At 63.4% G+C, this 21967-nt stretch carries 14 protein-coding genes and 1 pseudogene; 6 read left to right on the top strand and 9 right to left on the bottom strand.

Annotated features, from left to right (window positions below; all coding sequences use genetic code 11):
• Positions 1-64 precede the first annotated feature (64 nt).
• A complete protein-coding gene (locus tag PO883_RS27135) occupies positions 65-1582 on the top strand; it encodes an FAD-dependent monooxygenase (protein WP_289312531.1) in 1518 nt (505 codons plus the stop codon).
• A 265-nt stretch (positions 1583-1847) separates the two neighbouring features.
• On the opposite strand, the gene PO883_RS27130 is transcribed toward PO883_RS27135, so the two are convergent.
• Together PO883_RS27130 and PO883_RS27125 are read right to left on the bottom strand one after the other, a co-directional pair.
• Positions 1848-2408 (bottom strand): hypothetical protein, encoded by a 561-nt coding sequence (locus tag PO883_RS27130; protein WP_289312530.1) that lies wholly within the window; start codon positions 2406-2408, stop codon positions 1848-1850.
• Positions 2405-2812, bottom strand: a complete 408-nt coding sequence (locus PO883_RS27125; RefSeq protein WP_289312529.1) for a hypothetical protein — start codon at positions 2810-2812, stop codon at positions 2405-2407. Before PO883_RS27125 ends, PO883_RS27130 begins: the two co-directional genes overlap by 4 nt.
• 135 nt (positions 2813-2947) lie before the next feature.
• On the opposite strand from PO883_RS27125, the gene PO883_RS27120 reads away from it, so the two are divergent.
• A complete protein-coding gene (locus PO883_RS27120; RefSeq protein WP_289312528.1) occupies positions 2948-3757 on the top strand; it encodes a porin in 810 nt (269 codons plus the stop codon).
• Between the two features lie 54 nt (positions 3758-3811).
• Here the strand turns inward: PO883_RS27120 and PO883_RS27115 are convergent, their stop codons facing one another.
• Positions 3812-6658: an EAL domain-containing protein gene (locus tag PO883_RS27115; RefSeq protein ID WP_289312527.1), complete on the bottom strand. Its 2847-nt coding sequence runs from the start codon at positions 6656-6658 to the stop codon at positions 3812-3814.
• A 196-nt stretch (positions 6659-6854) separates the two neighbouring features.
• Between PO883_RS27115 and PO883_RS27110 the strand changes: the two genes are divergently transcribed.
• The 3 genes from PO883_RS27110 to PO883_RS27100 are packed head-to-tail and all read left to right on the top strand — an operon-like array spanning position 6855 to position 10735.
• Positions 6855-7589, top strand: a complete 735-nt coding sequence (locus PO883_RS27110) for a Crp/Fnr family transcriptional regulator (RefSeq protein ID WP_289312526.1) — start codon at positions 6855-6857, stop codon at positions 7587-7589.
• Entirely contained in the window at positions 7586-9892 is a 2307-nt protein-coding gene (locus tag PO883_RS27105; RefSeq protein ID WP_289312525.1) for a PAS domain-containing hybrid sensor histidine kinase/response regulator, read from the top strand. Before PO883_RS27110 ends, PO883_RS27105 begins: the two co-directional genes overlap by 4 nt.
• Before the next feature lie 9 nt (positions 9893-9901).
• On the top strand, positions 9902-10735 hold the full coding sequence (locus PO883_RS27100; protein ID WP_289312524.1) for a response regulator: 834 nt from the start codon (positions 9902-9904) through the stop codon (positions 10733-10735).
• Between the two features lie 583 nt (positions 10736-11318).
• Here the strand turns inward: PO883_RS27100 and PO883_RS35225 are convergent.
• The 6 genes and pseudogenes from PO883_RS35225 to PO883_RS27060 all read right to left on the bottom strand — a co-directional run.
• A pseudogene (locus PO883_RS35225) lies at positions 11319-12108 on the bottom strand (SDR family NAD(P)-dependent oxidoreductase); the annotation flags it as partial.
• Positions 12109-12238: 130 nt separating this feature from the next.
• Positions 12239-13123: a dienelactone hydrolase family protein gene (locus PO883_RS27080; protein WP_289312520.1), complete on the bottom strand. Its 885-nt coding sequence runs from the start codon at positions 13121-13123 to the stop codon at positions 12239-12241.
• Between the two features lie 118 nt (positions 13124-13241).
• On the bottom strand, positions 13242-13736 hold the full coding sequence (locus PO883_RS27075) for a hypothetical protein (RefSeq protein WP_289312519.1): 495 nt from the start codon (positions 13734-13736) through the stop codon (positions 13242-13244).
• A 29-nt stretch (positions 13737-13765) separates the two neighbouring features.
• On the bottom strand, positions 13766-17023 hold the full coding sequence (locus PO883_RS27070; RefSeq protein ID WP_289312518.1) for a winged helix-turn-helix domain-containing protein: 3258 nt from the start codon (positions 17021-17023) through the stop codon (positions 13766-13768).
• A gap of 347 nt (positions 17024-17370) precedes the next feature.
• A complete protein-coding gene (locus tag PO883_RS27065; RefSeq protein ID WP_289312517.1) occupies positions 17371-19881 on the bottom strand; it encodes a hypothetical protein in 2511 nt (836 codons plus the stop codon).
• Positions 19882-19975: 94 nt separating this feature from the next.
• Positions 19976-21169: a hypothetical protein gene (locus PO883_RS27060; protein WP_289312516.1), complete on the bottom strand. Its 1194-nt coding sequence runs from the start codon at positions 21167-21169 to the stop codon at positions 19976-19978.
• A 414-nt stretch (positions 21170-21583) separates the two neighbouring features.
• Here PO883_RS27060 and PO883_RS27055 point away from each other — a divergent pair, with 414 nt between their 5' ends.
• On the top strand, positions 21584-21922 hold the full coding sequence (locus PO883_RS27055; protein WP_289312515.1) for a hypothetical protein: 339 nt from the start codon (positions 21584-21586) through the stop codon (positions 21920-21922).
• Positions 21923-21967: the final 45 nt, after the last annotated feature.

Raw genomic sequence — 21967 nt, 5'->3', positions numbered from 1 at the left:
CTTTTTGTTGACAATCTAACGGTGTCAGGTTTACCTTTGCGACCCCCTAACGATGTTAGCTTATATGACGATGACAAGCAATACAGAGGTAATCGTGGTTGGCGCCGGCCCGGTCGGGCTGTTGCTGGCGTGTGAACTGGCGCTGGCCGGCGTGCGCGTGACGGTGCTCGAACGGCGGGCGGAGACGGTGCCGCAATCGCGCGCGCTGACCATGCACGGACGCACGCTGGAAATGCTGGCGCTGCGCGGCGTGGCCGGGCGCTTCCTGGCGCGCGGCATGCCCATTCCCAGCGGCCATTTTGCCGGACTGCCGACCCGGCTTGATTTCAGCGCCTGCGACAGCACGTATCCCTTCACCCTGTTCATTCCCCAGAGCGTGACGGAGCAGTTGCTCGAAGCCTGGGCCGGTGAACTGGGCGTGGACTTGCGGCGCGGGGCGACGGTCGAGGCAAGCGGGCAGGATGAGGATGGCGTATGGGTCAGTGGCACCCGGGCCGGGGAGCCGTTCAGGCTGGCTGCGCCTTATCTGGCCGGTGCGGATGGCGCGCGCAGCCTGGTGCGGCGGCAGGCCGGCATCGCGGTCGATGGCGTGGCGCCCACCAAAACGGCGATGCTGGGGGATGTCCGCCTGCTGACGCCCCCACCGGGCCGGGCGATCAGCCTGGGTAACCCGGCGGGCGGCCTGATGGTGGTGCCGCTCGGCGGCGAGCTGTACCGGGTGATCGTGGTCGATGCGCAGGAGATCGAGGTGGCGCTGGAGGTTCCGCTCACCCTGGAGGAACTGTCGGCAGCGACGCGGCGTGTGGCGGGGGAGGATTTCGGCATGCATGCGCCGGCATGGCTGTCACGTTTTTCGAACCAAACCTGCCTGGCGCAGTCTTATCGTCAAGGGCGGATCTTTTTGGCGGGCGACGCGGCCCATATCCATTTGCCGGCCGGCGGGCAGGGGATGAATGTGGGCATGCAGGATGCCATGAACCTGGGCTGGAAGCTCGCTGGCGTGTTGCGCGGCAGGGCGGATGCGGCGCTGCTCGATAGTTATGAAGGCGAACGCCATCCGGTGGGAGCGGCGCTGTACCGCAACACGCTGGCCCAGAGTGCGCTGATGATGGATTCTTTCGGCCCGGCAGGGCAAGCCCTGCGCGCCACGCTCAGCGAGCTGATGAAGGGGGCGGAACTCAATGCGACGCTGGCGCACGATTTGTCGGGTTTCGGCATCCGCTATCCGGCGGCGCTGCTGTCCGGGGAGCCGGGCGGGGACGGGTGCGCGCGCTGGACCGGCCGCAGGTTGCCCGATTGGCCACTGAGGCATGCCGATGGGGCGGCGTCGTCGCTGTACGAGTATCTGGCGGGCGGGCGCTGGCTGGTGTTGCAGCTCGATGGCGGGGTGCGGGGAAATTGTCAGCCTGCCCTGGACGGCGCCTGGGTGAATGTAGTGACGGCATCGGTGCCGGGCAGGGAGGCGGAACTGGAAGGCGTGGCGGCGCTTGTGGTGCGGCCGGATGGCTATGCGGACCATGCCGTTCCATTGCGTTCGCCCGTCACGGGCGGCGTTCCATGCCGCGCGCAGGTATTGACGTAGCCTGTCGCTTGGCCTCAATCCAGGCCGCGCGCTTGTGGTGCGGCCGGACGGCTATGCGGACCATGCCGTTCCATTGCGTTTGTTCGTCGCGGGCGGCGTTCCATGCCGCGCGCAAGCGGTGACGTAGCCTGTCGCCTGGCGTCGATCCATGCCGCGCGCGCGGCGACGTAGCGTGTCGCCTGGCACCGGCACGCCGCTTGGTTCCCGCGTGGGACTCGGCGCTCCCGGGGAAAGTCGCGGTCGGCTTGCAAGGACGGCGAATCACTCAGGCTGTGAGCAAGCGCTTCTGGTGCGTTCCTACCCAGGCAAGCTGTTCCGGGGTATCCGGCACCTGCACGCCCCTCGCCGCCGACACCTGCCTGAACGCGGCCTCGGGCGTCCAGCCGTGCCTTACCAGCACGGCGGCAGCCATCAATCCGGTGCGCCCGATGCCTGCCCGACAATGAATGACGATATGTTCACCATCCTCGATGCGGCGACCGAGCGCCTGCACCAGTGCAAACACGCCCGGCACGCCCGGCAAGCCCCGGTCGGCAATCGGGAAATGCGTGAAGGCGATGCCGTTCGACGCGCACAGCGCCGGCGCATTGACCAGGCCGAGTTCGTGTATCTCGTGCCGCTCCAGCAGGGAAACCATGCCGCTAATGCCATACCTGGCGATCCCGGCAAACTCGTCGTCTATCCATTCGCCAGCCACCGGCTTTGCCATCACGGCCAGGTACCCGCGCCCAATGTCGGCCACCTTGTAAATCTCCGGACCCATATCATCCTTGATTGTTGGTCGCGTTGACGTAAGCCGCCGCCAGCGTTGCTGGCGGTGCTTCATTCGCCCTCGTGCTCCTCTGCCTCGGCAACTATTTTGCCTTTGGCGCCCCCCGGCGAGCGCAGCGGGCGGCGCCGGCGCGCCGCGCGGGCCGCCCGTACCCCGTCCAGCCAGTCGCGCCCGGCGCCGGCCAGGGCGGCGTCGATCACCTCTTGCGGCAGGCAATACACCGAGGCCCAGCCAGCCCGGCCATCGGCCGTGTTGGTCGGAAAGTCGCGGCGCTCGATCGGCCAGCCGTACTTGCGGATCAGCGCCCGGATTACCGTGCTCAAGCTTTGCTTTCTTTGGTCGAAAATACTCTCAATACCGGTCATGTCGTCCGATGCCAGCAAGACCGCCAGCACATCGGCGCGCAAGGTGCCGGGCATCTTGGGATAACGGAAGGTTTTGCTGCTGCTGTTACTCACTGTGGTCATCCTGTCAGGCCGGGAATCAATCAAATGCCGACGATGATAGCTTGCTATGTGGGGTAACGGACAGAACAAAAATACCGGTTGGAGGATAACGTAACTAGCGTAGAATTCATTGTACGGAGTTCCATCATGAAACCATCTTCTTTTGCCGTTGTTGCCTTGTGCGCCTGCGCGGCGGGTGCGAATGCCCAAACACAAACTTCCGTGTACCGGGCCGCCCTGACGCCGTCGGAAGCGAAGCATGGTCTGGCGCTGGTCGATGTCAGCGATCTGTTCGACTCGGGCACGCCCGAGACCGCCACCAAGGTGTTCGGCTATCCCGGCAAGCGCATGGGCTTGCAGGACGTCACCGAACCACGCCGCTTTGCCCTCAGTAACTTTGAACGCGACCGCCAGAACAGCCGCGCCTGGGGCTTGTCGGTCGGTATCTCCGGTGGCCCGGTCACCCTGCGCCTGGCGCACCAGAACAAGAGCGTTGCCAAGGTGGCACCGGCAACCGCGCTCGGCAACCGCATGGATGCCAAGAATTCCATCGTCGCCGCCAATGTCGACCTGGGCAATATGAAGGCCTATGCCGCCTACAGCGCCAACCGTGGCTGGGGGGCTTCGCCCTTGTGGAATCCGGATAACCCGTACGGCGCCGCCATGGCCAGCACGCCCTCGACCGATAGCCGCGACATCCTGGTGGGCGTTGCGGTGCCGATGCGCGCCATGACCTATCTGGTGTCCTTCGTGCGCAAGAACGACCGCGACCGCGCCAACCGCGATGTGGACATGCTCGCTTTCGGCGCCACCTATAAGATCTCGCGCAGTACCGATTTCTATACCGCCTTTTCGCTGGTCAAGCACCGTACCGGCCCGGGCTACATGGCCACCACGGCGCCTGACGGCGGCAAAGGCTGGTCGGCCCTCAATATCGGCATGCGCCACTCGTTCTGAGCCAATCCGGGCCTGGTGGCGGCGCCGGCCCGCTGCGCCCGCCCGCAAGGCGCTTCAGGCCATCGTGCACGGCGCGTGCGCCATCAGGCTGGCAAATTCCAGCGCGCCCACCGGGCGGCTGAAGAAATAGCCTTGCACTTCATCGCAGCCATGCTCGCGCAGGAAAGCGAGCTGTTCGGCGGTCTCCACCCCTTCGGCAATGACTTTCAGGCGCAGGCTGTGCGCCAGCGAAATGATCGACACCACGATCGCGGCCCCGTCCGTTCCCAGCGCGATGTCGCGCACGAAGGATTGGTCGATCTTGAGCACGTCGAGCGGAAAGCGGCTCAGGTACGACAGGCTGGAATAGCCGGTGCCGAAATCGTCGATGGCCAGATGCACGCCCAGTTGCTTGAGCATGCGCAAGGTGGTGATGGTGTTCTCGACATCGCTCATGACCATGCTCTCGGTCAGCTCCAGCTCCAGGCAGCCCGGCGCCAGTCCGCTTTCCTGCAGGGCGTCCGTTACCGATTGCAGCAAATCCTTGCCGGTGAACTGGCGCGCCGACAAATTGACGGCCATGCGCAGCCGGCCCATCCCGGCCGTTTGCCAGGCCATGTTTTGCAGGCAGGCGGTGCGGATCACCCACGCCCCGATCGGGATGATCAGGCCCATTTCTTCGGCCAGGCCAATGAAGCGCAGCGGCGAAACCACCCCCAGCACCGGATGCTCCCAGCGCAGCAGCGCTTCCATGCCGACGATGGCGCCGCTCTTGACGTCGATCTGCGGCTGGTAGTGCAGCACCAGTTCGTTGCGTTCGAGCGCGTGGCGCAGGTCGGCCTCGATCCGCAGGCGCTCCAGGGTGCTCGCATTCATGTCGGGGCGATAGAACTGGTAGGTGTTGCGTCCCAGTTCCTTGGCCCGGTACATGGCGATGTCGGCATGCTTGGTGAGGGTGTCGGCGTTGGCGCCGTCGGCCGGGTAGACCGCCACGCCCAGACTGCACGTGACGAAAAATTCGTGCGCCTGGATCCGCAGCGGCTCGGCCACCGCGTCCATGATGCGCTGGAGCAGGCGCAAGCCGTCGCCGTCGCCGGGATGGCCGGGCAAGACCAGCACGAACTCGTCGCCGCCCATGCGCGATACCGTGTCGCCCTCGCCCACGGCGCCCTTGATGCGCTCGCCCAGCACGCGCAGCATGGCGTCGCCGGCTTCATGGCCGAGCGTGTCGTTGACGAACTTGAAGCGGTCGAGGTCGACGAACACGACCCACAGTTCGGTGCCCGCGCGGTGCGCCTGCGCGATGGCGCTGGAGAGCCGCTCGGCCAGCAAGTGGCGGTTGGCCAGCCCGGTCAGGGCGTCATGGTTGGCCTGGTACTCCAGCTCGGCCTCGAAGCGCATCACGGCGCTGATATCGTACTGGGCCACCACGAAGTGGCTGATCGCGCCGCCCTCGTCGCGCACCGGAGCGATGAACAGGTCGTTCCAGTAGCCGCTGCCATCCTTGCGGTAGTTGCGCAGCACCACGTGGCCTTCGCGCTGTTCGCGCAGGGCGGCGCTGATTTCCTCGGTATTCTGCTGGTCGTGCCCGGCGCCATGCAGGGATTTGAGGCTTTTGCCGACCACCTCGGCGGAGGTGTAGCCGGTGATCGACTCGAACGCCGGATTGACGTATTCGACGGCATAGTCGGGCCCTTGGGCGTTGCAGATGATGACGGCGTTGGCCGATACTTCAATGACTTTTTCGCGCAGGCGCAGTGCCTTTTCCGTGCGTTTGCGCAGGGCCAGGTCTTCGGTCAGGCGCAGGTTGGCGAACTGCAGCGCCGCGGTGCGTTCGCCGGCGACGCGCTCGATCGTCGAGCTGCGCGACACCAGGTCGTAGATATACACGGTCATCAAAATGCTCGACAACAAGCCGCCGAGCAGCGCGTACCAGGAGCCGGCGCGGGTGTCGATGAATGAGCGCGGTTGCTGGGCCACCTCGATGAACCAGGGCTCGCCCGCCACCTGGAACACCGCATTTACCGGAGCCGCATGGTTGTACAGCAGCCAGACCGGCAGCGTCCCGGTAGCGCTGGATGGCGATTCCGCCTTGCCGTTGGAAAACGCGAGCTGGGTCGCTTGCGCCGAACCCGATGCATAGATGTTGATCGACATGCCGGGCTGGTCGAGCAGGCTGGCGTTGCGCAGCAGGGTATGGATCAGGTGGTCGACGCGGAACACGGCGGCGGTTTCGCCGATCACGGCGCGCTGGCGCTCTCGGACGGTGTCTTGCGGGGCCAGGCGCTGGTAGACCGGCGCGAGCACCAGGAAGCCGGTATGAAAACCCCGGTATTGCACCAGCGACAGCAGGCCGGTGGCGGCAACGCGGCCGTTGCGGCGCGAACGCGAGCGCGCATCGCCGTAGGTGGTCATGGCGGCGGTATCGAGCCCGAGCGCGATGCCATTGCCGGCGGTCGGTTCGATGTACTCGACCACGTTGTAGAAGGGGCGCCGGCGCGCCGGAACGTGGCGTTCGTTGATGAATTCGGTAATGGTAAAGTCCGGCACGCGGCGGCGTTGCAGCGCTTCATAGGCCGGACGCTCGGCGTCGCTCACCAGGCGCTGGAAGCTGAGCGCCTGCAGTTCGGGATAGCGGGCCAGCAAGGGCGCGGTAAAGCTGCGGAATTGTTCGCGCTCGACCACACCGAAGGTATTGAACAGCTGGTTGATGACCATGAGCTGCTCGATTGCATCCGCCAGCCCGCCGGACACCGCATTGATGCGCAGGTTCGCCTCTTGCTTGAACTGCAAGGTGCGCGCATGCGACTCGACCCGCCGCACCGAGGCGAACAGCAGCGCCGTCAGTGCCAGGCCGATCAGTAGCGCCAGGAGCGCCGATACCGAAACCGAAATGCGCACCTGGCGCAAAAAATTTCTCATCAGCCAATCTCCCGCCCGCATGCGCCCGGTCACCGCTCGCCGTAAGAACACGATACCTGAAAACGCGCCCTTTGTATGTACGCTTGCGTACGGACGCGCGCGGCGTTTACGTCCAGCATTGCGTCGTGGAATGACTGCGCGTGATATTCTGTCGGATTAACCACCCATCTCTCACTGGAAGAATAGGCTGTCTCCCATGTCCAGTAAGCACGACCCTAATCAGAATCACCTGCTGGCAGCGCTGCTTGACGCCGAATTCGACCGTCTGGCGCCGCACCTCGAACTGGTTCCCCTGCTGCTTGGCGACGTGTTGTCCGAATCCGGCGACAAGTTGCACCATTTGTACTTCCCCACCACCGCGATCGTCTCGCTCCATTATCTGCTGGAAAATGGCGGCTCGTCCGAAATTGCCGGGGTCGGCAATGAAGGCGTGCTCGGCGTATCGGTATTCATGGGCGGCGACAGCACGCCCAGCCGCGCCGTGGTGCAGACGCGCGGCCATGCCTACCGCTTGCCGGCCGCGATCCTGATGGAAGAATTCAACCGCGGCGGCCACGTGATGCGCCTGCTGCTGCGCTACACCCAGGCCTTGCTGACGCAAATGTCGCAAACGGCGGTGTGCAACCGGCACCATTCGGTGGAGCAGCAACTGTGCCGCTGGCTGCTGCTGACCCTGGACCGCCTGCCGTCCAATGAATTGACCATGACCCAGGAATTGATCGCCAACATGCTCGGCGTGCGGCGCGAGGGCGTGACCGAAGCGGCCGGACGCCTGCAAGGCTACGGCTACATCAGTTACCGGCGCGGGCACATCACGGTGCTCGACCGGGCCGGGCTGGAAGACGATGTGTGCGAATGCTACGCCGTCGTCAGGAAGGAATTCACGCGCCTGCTGTCGGACGTGCGTCACCGCCAGGGAAACATCGGATGAGTACCGGTTTCCTGCACAACACCTCGGTCGAGCGCCTGATGGTGATCGGCTTCGGCGCCACCCTGGCGGTGCTGCTGCTGGTCGGCGGCATCGCCCTGAACTATGCGGTGGATTCGGCAGGGGCGGTCAACCTGATCAAGGCCAGCATCATCCTGCTGCTGATTTTCCTGGCGCTGCTGTTCGTGCGGGTGCAGCGCGCGATCAGCAAGCGTACCGAGGCCGAGCGGGCGCTGCACGCGGTGCCGCTGCTCAAAGCCGGCGCGCTGCAAGATGCGATTTTCAACAGCGCCAATTTTTCCAGCATCGCCACCGATGCCCAGGGCGTGATCCAGATCTTCAACGTCGGCGCCGAGCGCATGCTGGGCTACGCCGCCGCCGAAGTGGTCGACAAGCTGACCCCGGCCGACATTTCCGACCGCCCGGAACTGGAAGCGCGCGCCGCCGAACTGAGCCACGAAATGGGCGAGCCGATCGCCACCGGCTTTGAATCGATGGTGTACAAGGCCCTGCGCGGGATCGAAGACATTTACGAACTGACCTATATTCGCAAGGATGGCACGCGCTTTCCGGCGCTGGTGTCGGTCACGGCGCTGCGCGACGCGCCCGGCCGCGTGATCGGCTACCTGCTGATCGGCAGCGACAATACCGCCCGCAAGCAGGTCGAGGCCGAACAGGCGCTGCTCGACCAGCGCCTGCGCGACCAGCAGTTCTATACGCGCTCGCTGATCGAATCGAATACCGATGCCCTGATCGCCACCGATCCGCGCGGCATCATCAGCGACGTCAACCAGCAGATGGAAGCGCTCACCGGCTGCACCCGCGACGAATTGATCGGCGCGCCGTTCAAGAGCTATTTTTCCGAGCCGGAACGGGCGCAGGAAGCCGTCACGCGCGTGCTGCGCGAAGGCAAGGTGACCAATTACGAGCTGACGGCGATGGCGCGCGATGGCACGCAGACGGTGGTGTCGTATAACGCCAGCACCTTCTACGACCGCGAGCGCAAGCTGCAGGGCGTGTTCGCCGCCGCGCGCGACGTGACCGAGCGCAAGCAGTTCGAGTATGCGCTGCAGGAAACCAATGCCGAGCTCGAAAGCGCGCGCGCCACGGCCGACAAGGCCAACCGCGCCAAATCCGAATTCCTGTCCTCGATGAGCCACGAACTGCGCACCCCGCTCAACGCCGTGCTCGGCTTTGCCCAGCTGATGGCGTCCGACGTGCCGCCGCCGGCCCCGCACCAGCAGCGTTCGATCGACCAGATCCTCAAGGGCGGCTGGTATCTGCTGCGCCTGATCAACGAAATCCTCGACCTGGCGATGATCGAATCGGGCAAGGTAACGATGTCGCAGGAATCGATGTCGCTGGGCGAGGTGCTGCTCGACTGCCAGGGCATGATCGGCCCGCAGGCCGCCACCCGCAACCTTGGCCTGCATTTTCCGATCGTCGACAAGCAGCTCTTTATTCACGCCGACCGCACCCGCGTGAAACAGGTGATGATCAACCTGCTGTCGAACGCGATCAAGTACAACCGCGAAGGCGGCTCGGTGAGCGTGACCTGCGACCTGGTGGCCGACGGCCGGGTGCGCGTGAGCGTGGAAGATACCGGCGCCGGCCTGGCGCCCATGCAGCTGGCGCAACTGTTCCAGCCGTTTAACCGCCTGGGCCAGGAAAACAGTACCGAGGAAGGCACCGGCATCGGGCTGGTGGTCACCAAGCGCCTGGTCGAGCTGATGGATGGCCGTATCGGCGTCGACAGCACGGTCGGTTCCGGCACCGTGTTCTGGGTCGAATTCGCCAGCGCCGCCGAACCCGCGCTGGCGCCGGAGCACGATGATGACCTGGAGCGCAGCCGGCGCCAGGCTGCCGCGCGCAGGATCGGCCGCCAGCCGAGCCTGCTGTACGTGGAAGACAATCCGGCCAACCTGGCGCTGGTCGAGCAATTGATGGAGCGCCGCGGCGACCTGCAACTGCTGACCGCCGTGGACGGCTACCACGGGGTCGAAATGGCGCGCGCCTGCAAGCCCGACGTGATCCTGATGGATATCAACCTGCCCGGCATGAGCGGCTACGGCGCGCTCAAGATCCTGCGCGAAGACAGCGGTACCGCGCACATTCCGGTGGTGGCGCTGTCCGCCAACGCCATGCCGCGCGACATCGAAAAAGGCTTGGAAGCGGGATTTTTCCGCTACCTCACCAAGCCGATCCGCGTGCGCGAATTCATGGATGCGCTCGATCTCGCCATCCAGCACGCGGCTGAACACGGCCTCGCCGAACCTGTCGACACCGGCACCAATGCACCATTATGAAAGAACGACATGCTTGACCCTTCTGAAATCCTGAGTGGCAACATCCTGATCGTCGATGATCAGGAAGCGAACGTGATGCTGCTTGAACAAATGTTGCGTAACGCAGGTTACGTCAACATTTCCACGACTCAGGATCCGCGCACCGTGTGCGCCGCCCACGCCGAACACGGCTACGACCTGATCCTGCTCGACCTGCAGATGCCGGAGATGGACGGGTTCGAAGTGATCGAAGGACTCAAGCTGATCGAGCGCGGCGGCTACCTGCCGGTACTGGTGATTACCGCCCAGCCAGGGCACAAGCTGCGCGCGCTCAAGGCTGGCGCCAAGGATTTCGTCAGCAAGCCATTCGATCTGATCGAGGTGCAGACGCGCATCCACAACATGCTGGAAGTACGCCTGCTGTACCGCCGCCTGGCCGACTACAACCGCCAGCTCGAACAGACGGTGCTGGAGCGCACCGCCGAACTGCGCGCCAGCGAAGCGCGCTTCCAGCGCTTTACCGAGCTGTCGTCGGACTGGTACTGGGAGCAGGATGCGCAGGGCCAGCTGACCCGGTTTTCCGGTCCTGTCAGCGAGATGCTGGGCATCGGCGCCGACAGCGACGGCGACGGCGGCTGGAACCCGGACGAACGTGCCCAGCTGAAGGAGAATATCGCCAGCCGTACGCCATTTCTCGATTTCATTTTCACGCGCACGCGCGCCGATGGCACGGTGCAGTACCTGCAAGTGAGCGGCGAACCGATGTTCGATTCGTCGAGCCGGTTTACGGGGTATCGCGGGATCGGCATGGATATCACCGAGCGCATGAACTGGCGGCCGGCCGCAGCGGCAACGCCCGCTTGAGCTGCGAGGCCACTACCTGTTGATCCGTCGGTGCCGCATAGCGGAGCTGTAAGCTGTTCCGTTCGACCACCACCTGTAGAGCCGTCGCCCCCGCGCCAAGGCGGCGCTCGGCGGGGGCCCAGGTTCGCTCCGCAGCCTCGTACGTCATCTATCAACCTTGTCCGTGCGACACCATCCGCCGATGTTGGGTACGCTGTCACCACACAGCACCCACCATTTCCGGAGGCACCATGACAGGCATCAGCACGCTCGACCCCGATAATTTCCCTGAAACCCCGGACCGCAAGCTCGGCACCGGCCACGGTACCGGCGCCCTCGGCCCCAGCGATTCCTCCGACAGCGGCAGCGACCTGGTCGGCGCATCGGGCCTGGCGCGCGACGACGTGCTCGAGCTCGGCAGCGGCACCACCTCCGACCTTGAAGCGGGCACTGCCGGCGGCGCCGGTCCCGGCATCGGCGACTCCGACCTCGACACCGATGCCAGCGGCACCGGCGAGCGCGCCGCCGCCGGGCGCGACACCACCGTGCGCGACGGTGCCGACATCGACGTCGACCACATCGAATCGATTCCCCCGGTTCCGCTCGACGAGGACGATCTGGCATTCATGGCCAGTGCGCCGCCGGGACAGGCGCCAGGCGGCAAAAAGGGCGCCCCCCCTAACAGCGCGCACAGCAAGGGCCTGGTACGCATCGACAGCGCCGTGTAAGTGCTCGATTCGGCCAGCCGCGCCACCATGCCCATGCCCTGGCGTTCGCGCATGGCATTGGCCGGGTCGGGTGCGTGCAGGGCATCGTGGCGGCGCCGCGTGGCGCGCCTGACGGGAGGCGCGCGCATCCGCTTGCGAAACAGCGCCTGCCGCAGGTAGCGGTCCATCAGCGACGGCAGGTGAAAGCCGCCGGGCGACATCAGCCTCGACGCCGCGCCCACGACTACGGCGCGGCGCGGATGGCGCGCCGCGTACAGGATGGCTTGCGCCACCAGTTCGGGCGCGTGGATGGGTGGGGGCAGGGCTGCTTCCCTGTCCATATAGTTTTTTGCGTGCACGGAGAACAGGGTATCGACCGCCGCCGGCTTGATCAGGGTGACCGATACCGGCGCCCCATCTGCGCCAGCGCGATCCGCAGCGCATCCGTGAAGCCTTTGAGCGCGTGCTTCGATGCCGAGTACATCCCCTGCAGCGGCAGCGCCAGGTCCGATACGTCGCTGCCCAGGTTGATCAGGGTAGCTGCTCGAGGGCATCGCGCCCGCGCGCGGCCAGCACCAGGCTGGCGCCTTCGTCGGCGGCCATGCGCGCGGTGGTCAGGCCGATGCCGCTGGTGGCGCCGGTGATCACGATCACCTGCTCCTTGAGGGGTTTGAGTCGGGGTTTCATCAGGCATCCTTTCGTGGGTAGGCTCACAAAGGACAGACAGCGTAGGGCGGTGTTTGGTTCGCCGCTGCCGGCGGATGTCCGGGTGCGGGAAGACCATCCCCGCCAGGCGCTGGCGGGGATGGCGGGCCGGTCAGCCCAGGTGTTTCTTGAAGAAATCCATGGTGCGCTGCCAGGCCAGCCTGGCGGCCGCTTCATCGTAGCGCGGGGTGGTGTCGTTGTTGAAGCCGTGCTCGACGCCTGGATACACGTAGTGCTGGTAGTCGACCTTGTTGGCCTTGAGCGCCGCTTCGTACGCGGGCCAGCCGGCCAGGATGCGTTGATCCTTTTCGGCGTCGTGGATCAGCAGTGGCGTTTTGATCTTGGGCACTTCGGCGGCGGGCGTCTGGGTACCGTAGAACGCTACCGAGGCGGCCAGGTGCTTGACCACGGTCGGCAGGTAGTTGGCGATGCCGCCGCCGTAGCAGAAGCCGACCACGCCGACCTTGCCGCTGCTGATGGGCAGGGCCTTGAGGATGGCGGCCGCTTCGACGAAATCGGCGCGCGTCTTGGCCTGGTCGAGTTTGCCGAACAGTTCGCGCGCCTTGTCTTCGTCGCCGGGATAGCCGCCGAGCGGGAACAGGGCATCGGGAGCGAAGGCGATGTAGTTGTCGAGCGCGACGCGGCGGGCGATGTCTTCGATGTGCGGATTGAGGCCGCGGTTTTCGTGCACCACCAGCACGGCCGGCAGCTTGCCTTTGGCATTGGCGGGCTGCACCAGGTAGCCGCGCAGTGTGCCGTAGCCCTGGGGCGAGGGATATTCGACGTAGCTGGCCTTGATGCGCGGGTCGGTGGGCGCCACCACCTGGGCCGCGAAACTGGGGGAGAGCGCCGCCAGCATGGCGGCCGCCGTGGCGCCGCCGACCGCATAGCGGCCCGCCTGCGACAGGAAACCGCGGCGGTCGAGCTGGCCGTGTACATACTGGTCGAATAACTTCAGCACTTCGGGATCGAAATCTTTAGCGGTCATGCGTGTCATCGTTGACGTCTCCTCGTAGTTGCAGTGGCCGGGAAGAGTTCCTTGGCGCTCCGATCATACCCCGGCCAGGGGCGCCGCGCGTTTGGTGCGCGACGATTTGCTCTGCAACAGGATGGCGTCAATGGCCGTCCGTGCTGTTGCCGATTTCCGGATCGGGGGAGGCTGCCAGCTTGATGAACTTGCCATTCTCGAAAATCTGGAAAATCAGGATGACACCGCGCCGGGTACCTTTGTAAATCGGAATGATCAACTCGCCCTTCTCATTGGCCAGCATGAAGTTCGGCACCTGCCGGGCGTCGCTCAGTGTCTTTGCGACGGCGGCATACAAGGTGGCGACATGGACCGGCTTGCCGGCATCGGCTGGCGCGGGGATGTCTTGTTCCTCACTGCCGGGCCGTTTCTTCCACATCTTGAAGCCCACGAAGTCGCCGTTGCCGTTTTGAAACTCAGCCCGCATGTGCTGCGCGGTCGGCGCGGCAATCTTTGTTCCGGCTTCATCATAATAGGTATAGTCAATCTTGATGGCATGCGTTTCATCCATCGTGATCACCGGGCGCACTTGATACATCGAGGTTTTATAGTCGTGCTGTGGATCAGGCATCATGGTTTCCATAGGAGGTGGGTTGGGAGGTGTAACGGATCTCAGGGACTGGAGCGGCCGGAGATGAGTGGTGCGATGCTCGTCTTGTTGCATTTCATTGCCTGGCGCCGCGCCAGTGTCACGATGTTGGCATCATTCATCCGCGTCAGCGAACGCAGCGCGTCATTCACCTCGCCGCAGCCCTGCGATCGCGCGGCAAGGGGCAGGGCATCGAGGTGGCGCAACTGCAGAAGCACCAGGCGCGCATGCATGTCCATATCCTGCCAGCTTGGCGCGGAACTGGCCGCGAGCGCATCGAGCCCTTTCCTGGCAAGGCTGATGTCGCGGGCAGCGGCATCGAAGCTGCCTTGTTGCAGTGCCATGTTGGCGCCGATCGCCGCAACCCGGATCCGGGTCTCCAGCCCGAGCCGCTTCTGCTTCTTGAGCGCGGCGGCTTCCCGCTCGATGCTGGCGGTCAGCGCGGCGAGCGCCTGCTGCGCATGCATCTCGGGATCGGCCTCCAGCCTGGCCAGCAGCAAGCCTGCGTCCAGGTGCACGCTTTCGGCGCGCCAGCGAAGGTTGTCCGGGTCGTTTTCCACGGCGCTCTTGAGCCGGGCCTGTGCGCTCACCAAGGCGTCCACCGCCTCGTGCCGCCTTGCGAGACCCGACAAGGCTTCCGCGCGGCGAACGTTAAGCACGGCCAGTTCATGCAGGCGCACTTTGTCGCCCGGATGCGCTGAAAAGAGCTGGTTCTCCGTGACCAGCGCGGCCTCGTACAGGGCCAGTGCCTCGCCATCGTTGCCAAGTGCATGCTCGCTTTGGCCGAGCCAGGATTGTGCATTGACCAGTGCGTGGGCAAGCTCCGGGTCATCCGGACGGCTTGCGAGCACGCTGCGTTTGGCCGCCATGGCCAATGCGAAATAGGACTGCGCCTCTGGCCAGTGCATTGAGCGCACGGCGATCGAACCGAGGCTGTTGAGCGCAAACCCCAGTTCCTTGGTCGCTTCCTGGTCGGCAGGGGCCACCCGTTGCCAGCGCAGGCAGGCATCGCGGTAGGCCGACATGGCACGGCGGGCGGCAGGCAGATCGCCCTGGTCGAAAGCGATTTGCCCCTGCCAGAAGGCGGTCGCACCGACGGTCTTGTAATAATCGCCCGGGTGCGATGGAAGGCGTCCTTCCAGGGGGGGCAGCAGCCGGCTGGCCTCGTCGAGCGCGCGCAGCGCCGTCGGCGTATGGTCTTTCCCGCGGGTACTGTTTACTTCCGCCACCACCACCAGCGCTTTCGCACGCTGCAAGGTGTCTTCGGCTGTCTCGCCTTCGAATGCCGGGCCACGCAGCAGGGCGACGCCTTCGTCGCCGACCCTTCCCAGCAAGTCGAGCCGGCCGATCGGACGCAGCCGGTCCGCCAGGTCGCCGAGCATAAAGGATGACAATTTCTGGCTCTGTGCTTCGCGGTGTTCGGCCATGCGCGCCATTTGCGCGTAGCGCATTGCCGCGATGGTCGCCAGCAGCGCCAATCCGGCGAGGCCGGCGACGATGACGCGCCGGGTCCATGCTTGCCGTTTCATTCGTGCAAGGGAGCGATGGACGTAGTCGCCGGCTTCGGCGGAAAAGAGTGTTGGATACTGATGCAATGCCGCTGCGGCTTGCCAGAGTTTCTCGCCACTGGGCAGGAGAAACGCAGCGGCATGTCCCGCCTCGTCCCAGCGCTCGATCCATGCGCTCAGTTCATCGCGCACGGCCAGGCTGGCGCGATGGTGATGCAGCCAACTGGTGATCCGTTGCCACTGCCGTAACATGGCCTCATGCGCCACCCGCACGGAGCGGATGCCATGATACTGGGCGGAAACGAGCAGGCGGGCATGGACCAGGGCGTCAACCAGCCGCGCCTCGGCATCGTCGCCCAGATCGGTATATTTGCACCAGCGTCCGGTCGGGGCCACGTCGTCCTGTCCCAGGCTGATCAGCTTGGGAAGCAATCTGGGCAAGGCTGCCTGCTGTTCGCCCGGCAATTGGGCCAGGACCGATTCGGCACGAAAACTGATTGCGCCTTCCAATCCGCCCAAGGCATCGTAGGCACCCCAGCTCAACAGACCGCCCGGCTCGCGGGCTTCGTACAGCGCTTGCAGCGTGTACTGGAGTAGTGGCAGGGCATCGCGGGCCTGCAGTGCATCGCTGTAAATCCGGTCGTCCAGGCGTTGCAGTCCGCCCGGATCACGGCCATACACCAAGCCTGCCGCCTGGGCCGGCAGGCGGACGATCTGGGACAGCGCTTCCGCATCGGGCGAGAGCAGATCCATATGCGCACTTGCCGCCTTGTCGACCATGAAGACAGGGAGCTCGGTGAGGCCGGAATAAAAGTCGTTCCTGCACAAGGCAATGACAAGCACCAGCCGGCTGCGGATGATGGTGCCGAGCACCTCCATCCACTCACCCAGCCTGGCTGGCGGCATGCCATTGCACAGCGCCTCCATCCGGTCGAGAACGAGCAGCACAGGGACGTCGTCGTTGTGCCGCTTGACAGGCACGAGCGCGAGACGGATTTCCCGCAGCACGGTAGCGGTATCCGAGCGCAAGGCGCAGGCAAGGGTGGCGATGCTATATCCTTGCAGGAGGGGAGTTCCTTCATGTTCCCAGTCCAGCATGCCGCCGGCCAGGATCTCGAACACATCTCCTTGTTCGGTTTCTCCCAGGTCGATCACGGCAAACGCGGCGATCGATAGTGCGCAGCCTGAGGTCGCGGATTGAAGCAGCCGGGGAATCAGCCCGGCCTGCACCAGGGATGTTTTGCCGGAACCACTGGCACCCAATACCACCACCAAGGGGTAGCCGCGTGTCCATTGCCGCAACAGACGCGCATGCAGTTCCGCGATGGCGGCGTCGCGTCCGAAAAAGATACTGGCGTGAGCGGGGCCGAAAGGAGAAAGTCCCAGAAATGGTGATGCGTCCCTCCAGGTGTCGCGGTGGGCGCGCGGACCTTGTTCGGAGAGCAGGTGCAAGCGCCCGATCAGGCGGTAACCGCGCAAACGCACGGTTTCAATAAAGCGCGGCACTTTCGTGGAATCGCCCAGCGCCTTGCGCAGCATGGCGATGGTTTTGTGGACCGGATTGTCGCCCGTGATCTGGTCGGGCCAGCATGCGCCGAGCAGGGTGTCGGTGGACACGACTTCCTGCGGATGCTGGCAAAAATAGTGCAGCACCGCCATGACGAGCGGTTCGAGCGTGATGGTTTCGCCGCTACGTTCAATTTGACGAGCAGAAATATTGATGCGCCAATTTTCGAGTAAATAGTGTTCCGGCTGTAATTTTTGCTTACTCACACGCGCATTCCTTGCTCGGTAGGGGCGGATGGCAGCGAGTACAGGTGGCGCTACTATCAGTCAATATGATCATAATAGTAACATGAAACTTTCAGGCATTAAACATTGATACTTTGCAATTGGCAAAACGCCTCCTTGGGCCTGGGCGGCGCAAGGCAGGCATGCCGTTGCCGCAGTGGCGCGGGTGGCGCCGGGAGGGCGGCGGGTATTGGCACAGTGCGCTCGCGGTGCTGCGCAGCGGCACTCGCGCTGCCGGCCGGGAGCGGCCTTGCCTGGCACATGAACGAGGTTCGGCGCCATCGCACCGAACCTCGTTCACCCATCAGAAACAGGTTTCCCGCAGCGCTTCAGGATGCCGTCGACAGGCTGCTCGCTTCACCTGAAAAAACCAGCCGCAGGGCGCTCACGCGCTCCAGATTCAAGCTCTGGCCTCCTTGAAGGCTGAACTGGAATTCCCAGCCGGTAAAAGGCGTCGGCATGAAAAAATCATCCCGATAGCGGGGGGCGATATCGCCGTCATAACGCACCGCCCCGCTGTTGACGGCATACTGGAAGTTCTTCTGGAGCGGAGCCGCGATGAAGCCGGCCACCCCGCCATCGGCCGTCCGGTCATGGTAGATGCCTGAACTGCGCATGCGCACCCTGAGGTCTCCCGGCGCGGCCAATCCATCGAGGAAAACGCACAGGCGCCCCATCCTGATCCGTGAAAATCCGGCAAAGGCCGGGTGAGCCGGATCGAGCGTGAGCTGGATGCGCCGCTGTTCGCGCAACATCGCCAGCGTGTGCGGGTCATCGATGACGATCTCGATATCCGTCATGGTTTGCGGGGGCGTGCGCAAGGCCTTCAGACTGAGTTCCTTGCCGCAGATGGCGGCGATGTGGCGACAGAGGCTGTCGATATCATCGGTGATGCGTGGAAGGGCAGGCAGTTCGGCGGGCGGCATCAGGGTGAAATAGGCCAGGGCACGGCGATACGATTCCAGTGCGATGTACACGGAACGCTTGGCATCGATCAATCTGGCAAAAACGCCCGGAATCAGCGCCTTCCTTATTTGCAGCGCATCGCTGCCGGACTGTATCTGCCGGCGCAGGCAGGCCGCCATGGTTTCAGCGCTGCGACGACGCAAGACGAGTTCGACATACTGGGCGTTGGCGCGCGCCACCGCGATCCGGGCCTGGCAAAGCGCCTTGGCCGAAACCAGCATCTGCTTGAACTCAAGGCGGTATTCGCACCCGCCTTCAATCTCGGACAGCACGTTATTGCCCATGCTGTCAAACAAAAAGTCCATGCTGTTTTCAAGGGCCAGCCATTCGTGTTCCCCGCCCGTGACCATCGCTATCCCGCTCAAGGCCGTTTTGCTCAGTTCGGTGCGGATCCTGGTTTCAGAACCGCTGCATATTTTCTGGCTGACATCCTGCATGAGCTTGGCCATCTGAGTGATCTTGTAGATCGCAAGCGCCGCCTTGGCGACGCCGGCCACGGCGGCGATACCATCGGCGGCCTTTTCGCTCAGCTGCGCGATCGCATCCGCGGTGGCGCCGGTTTTTTTCGGTGCGCCATCCGGGAGGCCAGCGTCGCCCCGATCCGCGCCGATGGAAATGTGCTCCCAGTCCGAGTCGAGGTCGATCCCTGTCCACGGTCCGTCAGCGTCGTCGTCGATGAAGTACCCGTGCGTCGGGTCGGACACCACCGGCACAGCGCCACCACCCTGTGTTCCTACTCCGGTTTTCGGGGCGGGCATGCCTCCCACCACACACGCAACGGACAGCAGCAACTTGCCGCTTTCCACGACCAGATCGAAAACCGAACTGAGGATCTTTTTTTCCTCCCAGCGCCTGATTCCCAGAGCGAAGTTATTGGCGGCGGCGCCCAATTGCAAGCGGGCTTGGCTGAGCTGGCTGCCCGCCTGGCCGCTCGCCAGCACAATCTCTATCCTGGTCTGATTGGCTTGCAATTCCAGCTTCGTGGCCAGATCGACTTGCTCTTGACGGTCTTGCCATGCCCACTGCAGGTCATCCAATTTGTTCTGTTCGTTGCTGGCCTGGTCCTGCAGACGATTCCAGGCATCCTGCCGCAGCAGCAGCAGCTCTTTCAGCGAGCTGGCCGAGGCGGCATAGATCTGATGGTCCAAAGGGGGAACCGCGATCATCCTGGCGCCGGCGGCCGACGCCGACTGAAGATCGACGATCATGGCCAGCGCCTGGCCGGCGAGCGCTTCGGTCAAGGAATGGTGGCAAGCGATATCGACCACCCAGCTCAACTGGGCGATGGCCAGGCCCGGGAAATCCGCGGACAACAGGACGGCGAGCGTACTGAGCGCCTGCAAATGGTAATGTAGCGGGGATCCGACATAGACCAGTGCCGGATCGATGTCACATGCGTTCAGTTCTCTCACGCCATGCCGGTGCGCATGCAGTCCCTTCGCCATATGCCCGTTTCCCGTCCACTGGATCGTCTGTTCGGCCAGGTCGTGGCCCACCAGGGCCAGCGTCAAGCCCGGCTCGGCGGCCTCGGTCGCATGCGCGATTTCCTGCGCGAACAGGTAGAGTTCGCCCTGATGTTCGCCGGCATTGCTGACGACGATCGCCGCGCCGGTGGCCACTTCGATTCTGCGTGCAACGATCAGGACCGGGCGGTCGAGCATGACCACATGATCGATAATGAGCACGTCGCAATAGAGGGCGCCGAAGCGGGCGGGCGCTGTTTGACCTACGCATTGGTCCAGGTTGATATGCACATCGCTCAGTTCGGCACCGGATTCGCTGCGCATCGCTTGCGCAGGGAATTGGATGGCCTTGAAACTGGCTTCGGTATAGAGGCTGGTGCGTAAAGAGTCGGTAAATTGTTCTGATTTCATGATGGTGGGACCTATATCAGGATTGTCGTGGGTGCGCTATATGTTCATTGCATGGGGGTGGAAGGCGGGCTGACCTGGGTCCGCCCGCCTTCAATCACGCCGCCTTTTTTTGAGCGTCAAGAACAGCATCGACCTCGCGCTTCAGGTCGCCAATCGAGTTGTTTTCAGGCGCAATTTTGATATACGGATCGACCAGCAACGCGTTCAAGGGGCCGCATAATTGGCTCCAGGCTTGTTGCGCGATGCCGGCGTAGACCTTCACGATGCCCACACTGCGGAGCTGATCTTCGCCGCTCATCTTGAGCGCCGACTGATAGACAGTGTCCAGACCGCCGGAAATCTTGGTCCAGCCGTTTTGCAGGGAAGTGAGCGCAGAGATGGCCCGGTCTGTTTCTTTCAGCGCCTGCGTGACGCCTTTATCCGCAGTCCCTTGTACGGCGCGCACAGCCAGCGCGGTGTTCAGCTCTTTCGTCTTGTTCTGAAGATCGGTCGTCAAGCGCTCGATTTCCGCCAGCATGTGGCTGGCCTTGTCGCCAAAAATCGCCGCGACGATGACTGCCGCAAAAAAACCAAACCCCGGGATCCAGCCATAGGTCGGCGTCGTTGTGGCAACGACGACATCGTGATGGTATTCCTTCTTATCTGCGGCGAGCTCTTCGCTTAGCTTTTCCAGTTCCCCCTTTTTGCCATCTTCCCCGGCCAAGTAATGCAAGGTTGCATCGCTGGTAGCCTCATCGGTCAGGATTTGTTCCTTGACAATACCTAACTTGCCCTCCGCAGTCTGCAGCTTGGCTTTGAATTGAGATAATTTTTTGATAATCTCGCCGGCATTGGCCGAATTTTTTTGGGCTTGCGCCTGCAGATCTTTCAATAAGACAAAGGCGTCGCCGAATTTTTTTTCTTGCATCATTGAAATAATGTTTGAAAAAATACCGAGCTCACTTTCATCGCTGGAATCTTTTGCGAACGCATTGACGGAATTACCCAGCGCGACCACCGCAGGAAAAGTTTCGCTAATGAAGTTCCCGCATGAGCCGTTAATTTCTTTATAGCCTTCCAGCATGAGCGGGAAAAAACTGAAACCGGCCGGTTCAGTGATCTTCAATTCCAGTTTCAGCTGTTCTTCGCTGTTCGGCAGCTTGTTTCCCCAAGCTGCAAACAGCTGCAGGTCATGCCAGAGTTGCCACATCTGTCCTTTCGGTTTGTCCGCTGCGGGGGAAAACAGTGTATTGAATTCCGTAATGCCATCGATCGTCGACAAGGTATCGCCGTTCAAAATATTGCCCATTTTTGACTCCTGAAAAATCATGAAAGAAGGCCGCTGTGCGCTGGCCAGAAAGTACAGGTCGCCCACTCGCCGGGGAGTGGCTTGCCTGTCCAAACATCTTGATCGATGGGCGAAAAATATACCTTCCGACAATCTTACGAGCCGGTAAGCCAGAAAAAAATCGCGTGGAATCATGGACTTAGGCTGGTGCCGTGCCTGGAGGGGGTGTTGAGGCAATCGCAGGAACGGAATATGGCTTGTCGTCGCACGGAGCGTCATGCGGTGATGGGCATAACAGGACGAGGCGTGCCGGCGTCCGCCGCAAGCGTTCATCGCGCATGAGAAACGGGTTTTGCTGAACGGGCGGCTCTTGATCGCTGGCTTTATATGCGAGCGGGGAGCGAATGGCGTTGCGCCGGCGGACTGAAAAACCGCTTGCCATGCTGGCGTTTTTTTCTATCCGAAGGCGGCGCGGGGATAGGGCGTTCCGATGCCGGGGTATCCAGAACGGCGCTGGCGGCGCGCCAGGCATCGTTGAATAGGGCCGGCTCGCAGCCGATCGCCGACGGCTTATTTTTTCACGCTGCTCCGGATTCTGCTTATTGCAGGTGGCGGCATATCGACGCCATTGCGATTTTGCCGCAATGGCGCCGAATTACTGATCGGCGCGCTCGGGCCGGACTTGGCGCGGGGGTGATGGTGCATGGCTTGTTGGTCGCGTCGATGGACTTGAATCGACACAATCGGGAGCTGTTCCCGAAGCCGCTGATTTGACGGCGCCGAGATCTTGCAATTGAGAGAGCGTCATTCCCGCAGCCA

Origin of the sequence: Massilia sp. DJPM01, from assembly GCF_030348125.1 — a bacterium.
Taxonomy (GTDB): Bacteria; Pseudomonadota; Gammaproteobacteria; order Burkholderiales; family Burkholderiaceae_D; genus Telluria_A; species Telluria_A frigida.
The sequence above is the reverse complement of the archived record's forward strand: the minus strand, read 5'-3'. Positions and strand labels throughout refer to the sequence as shown.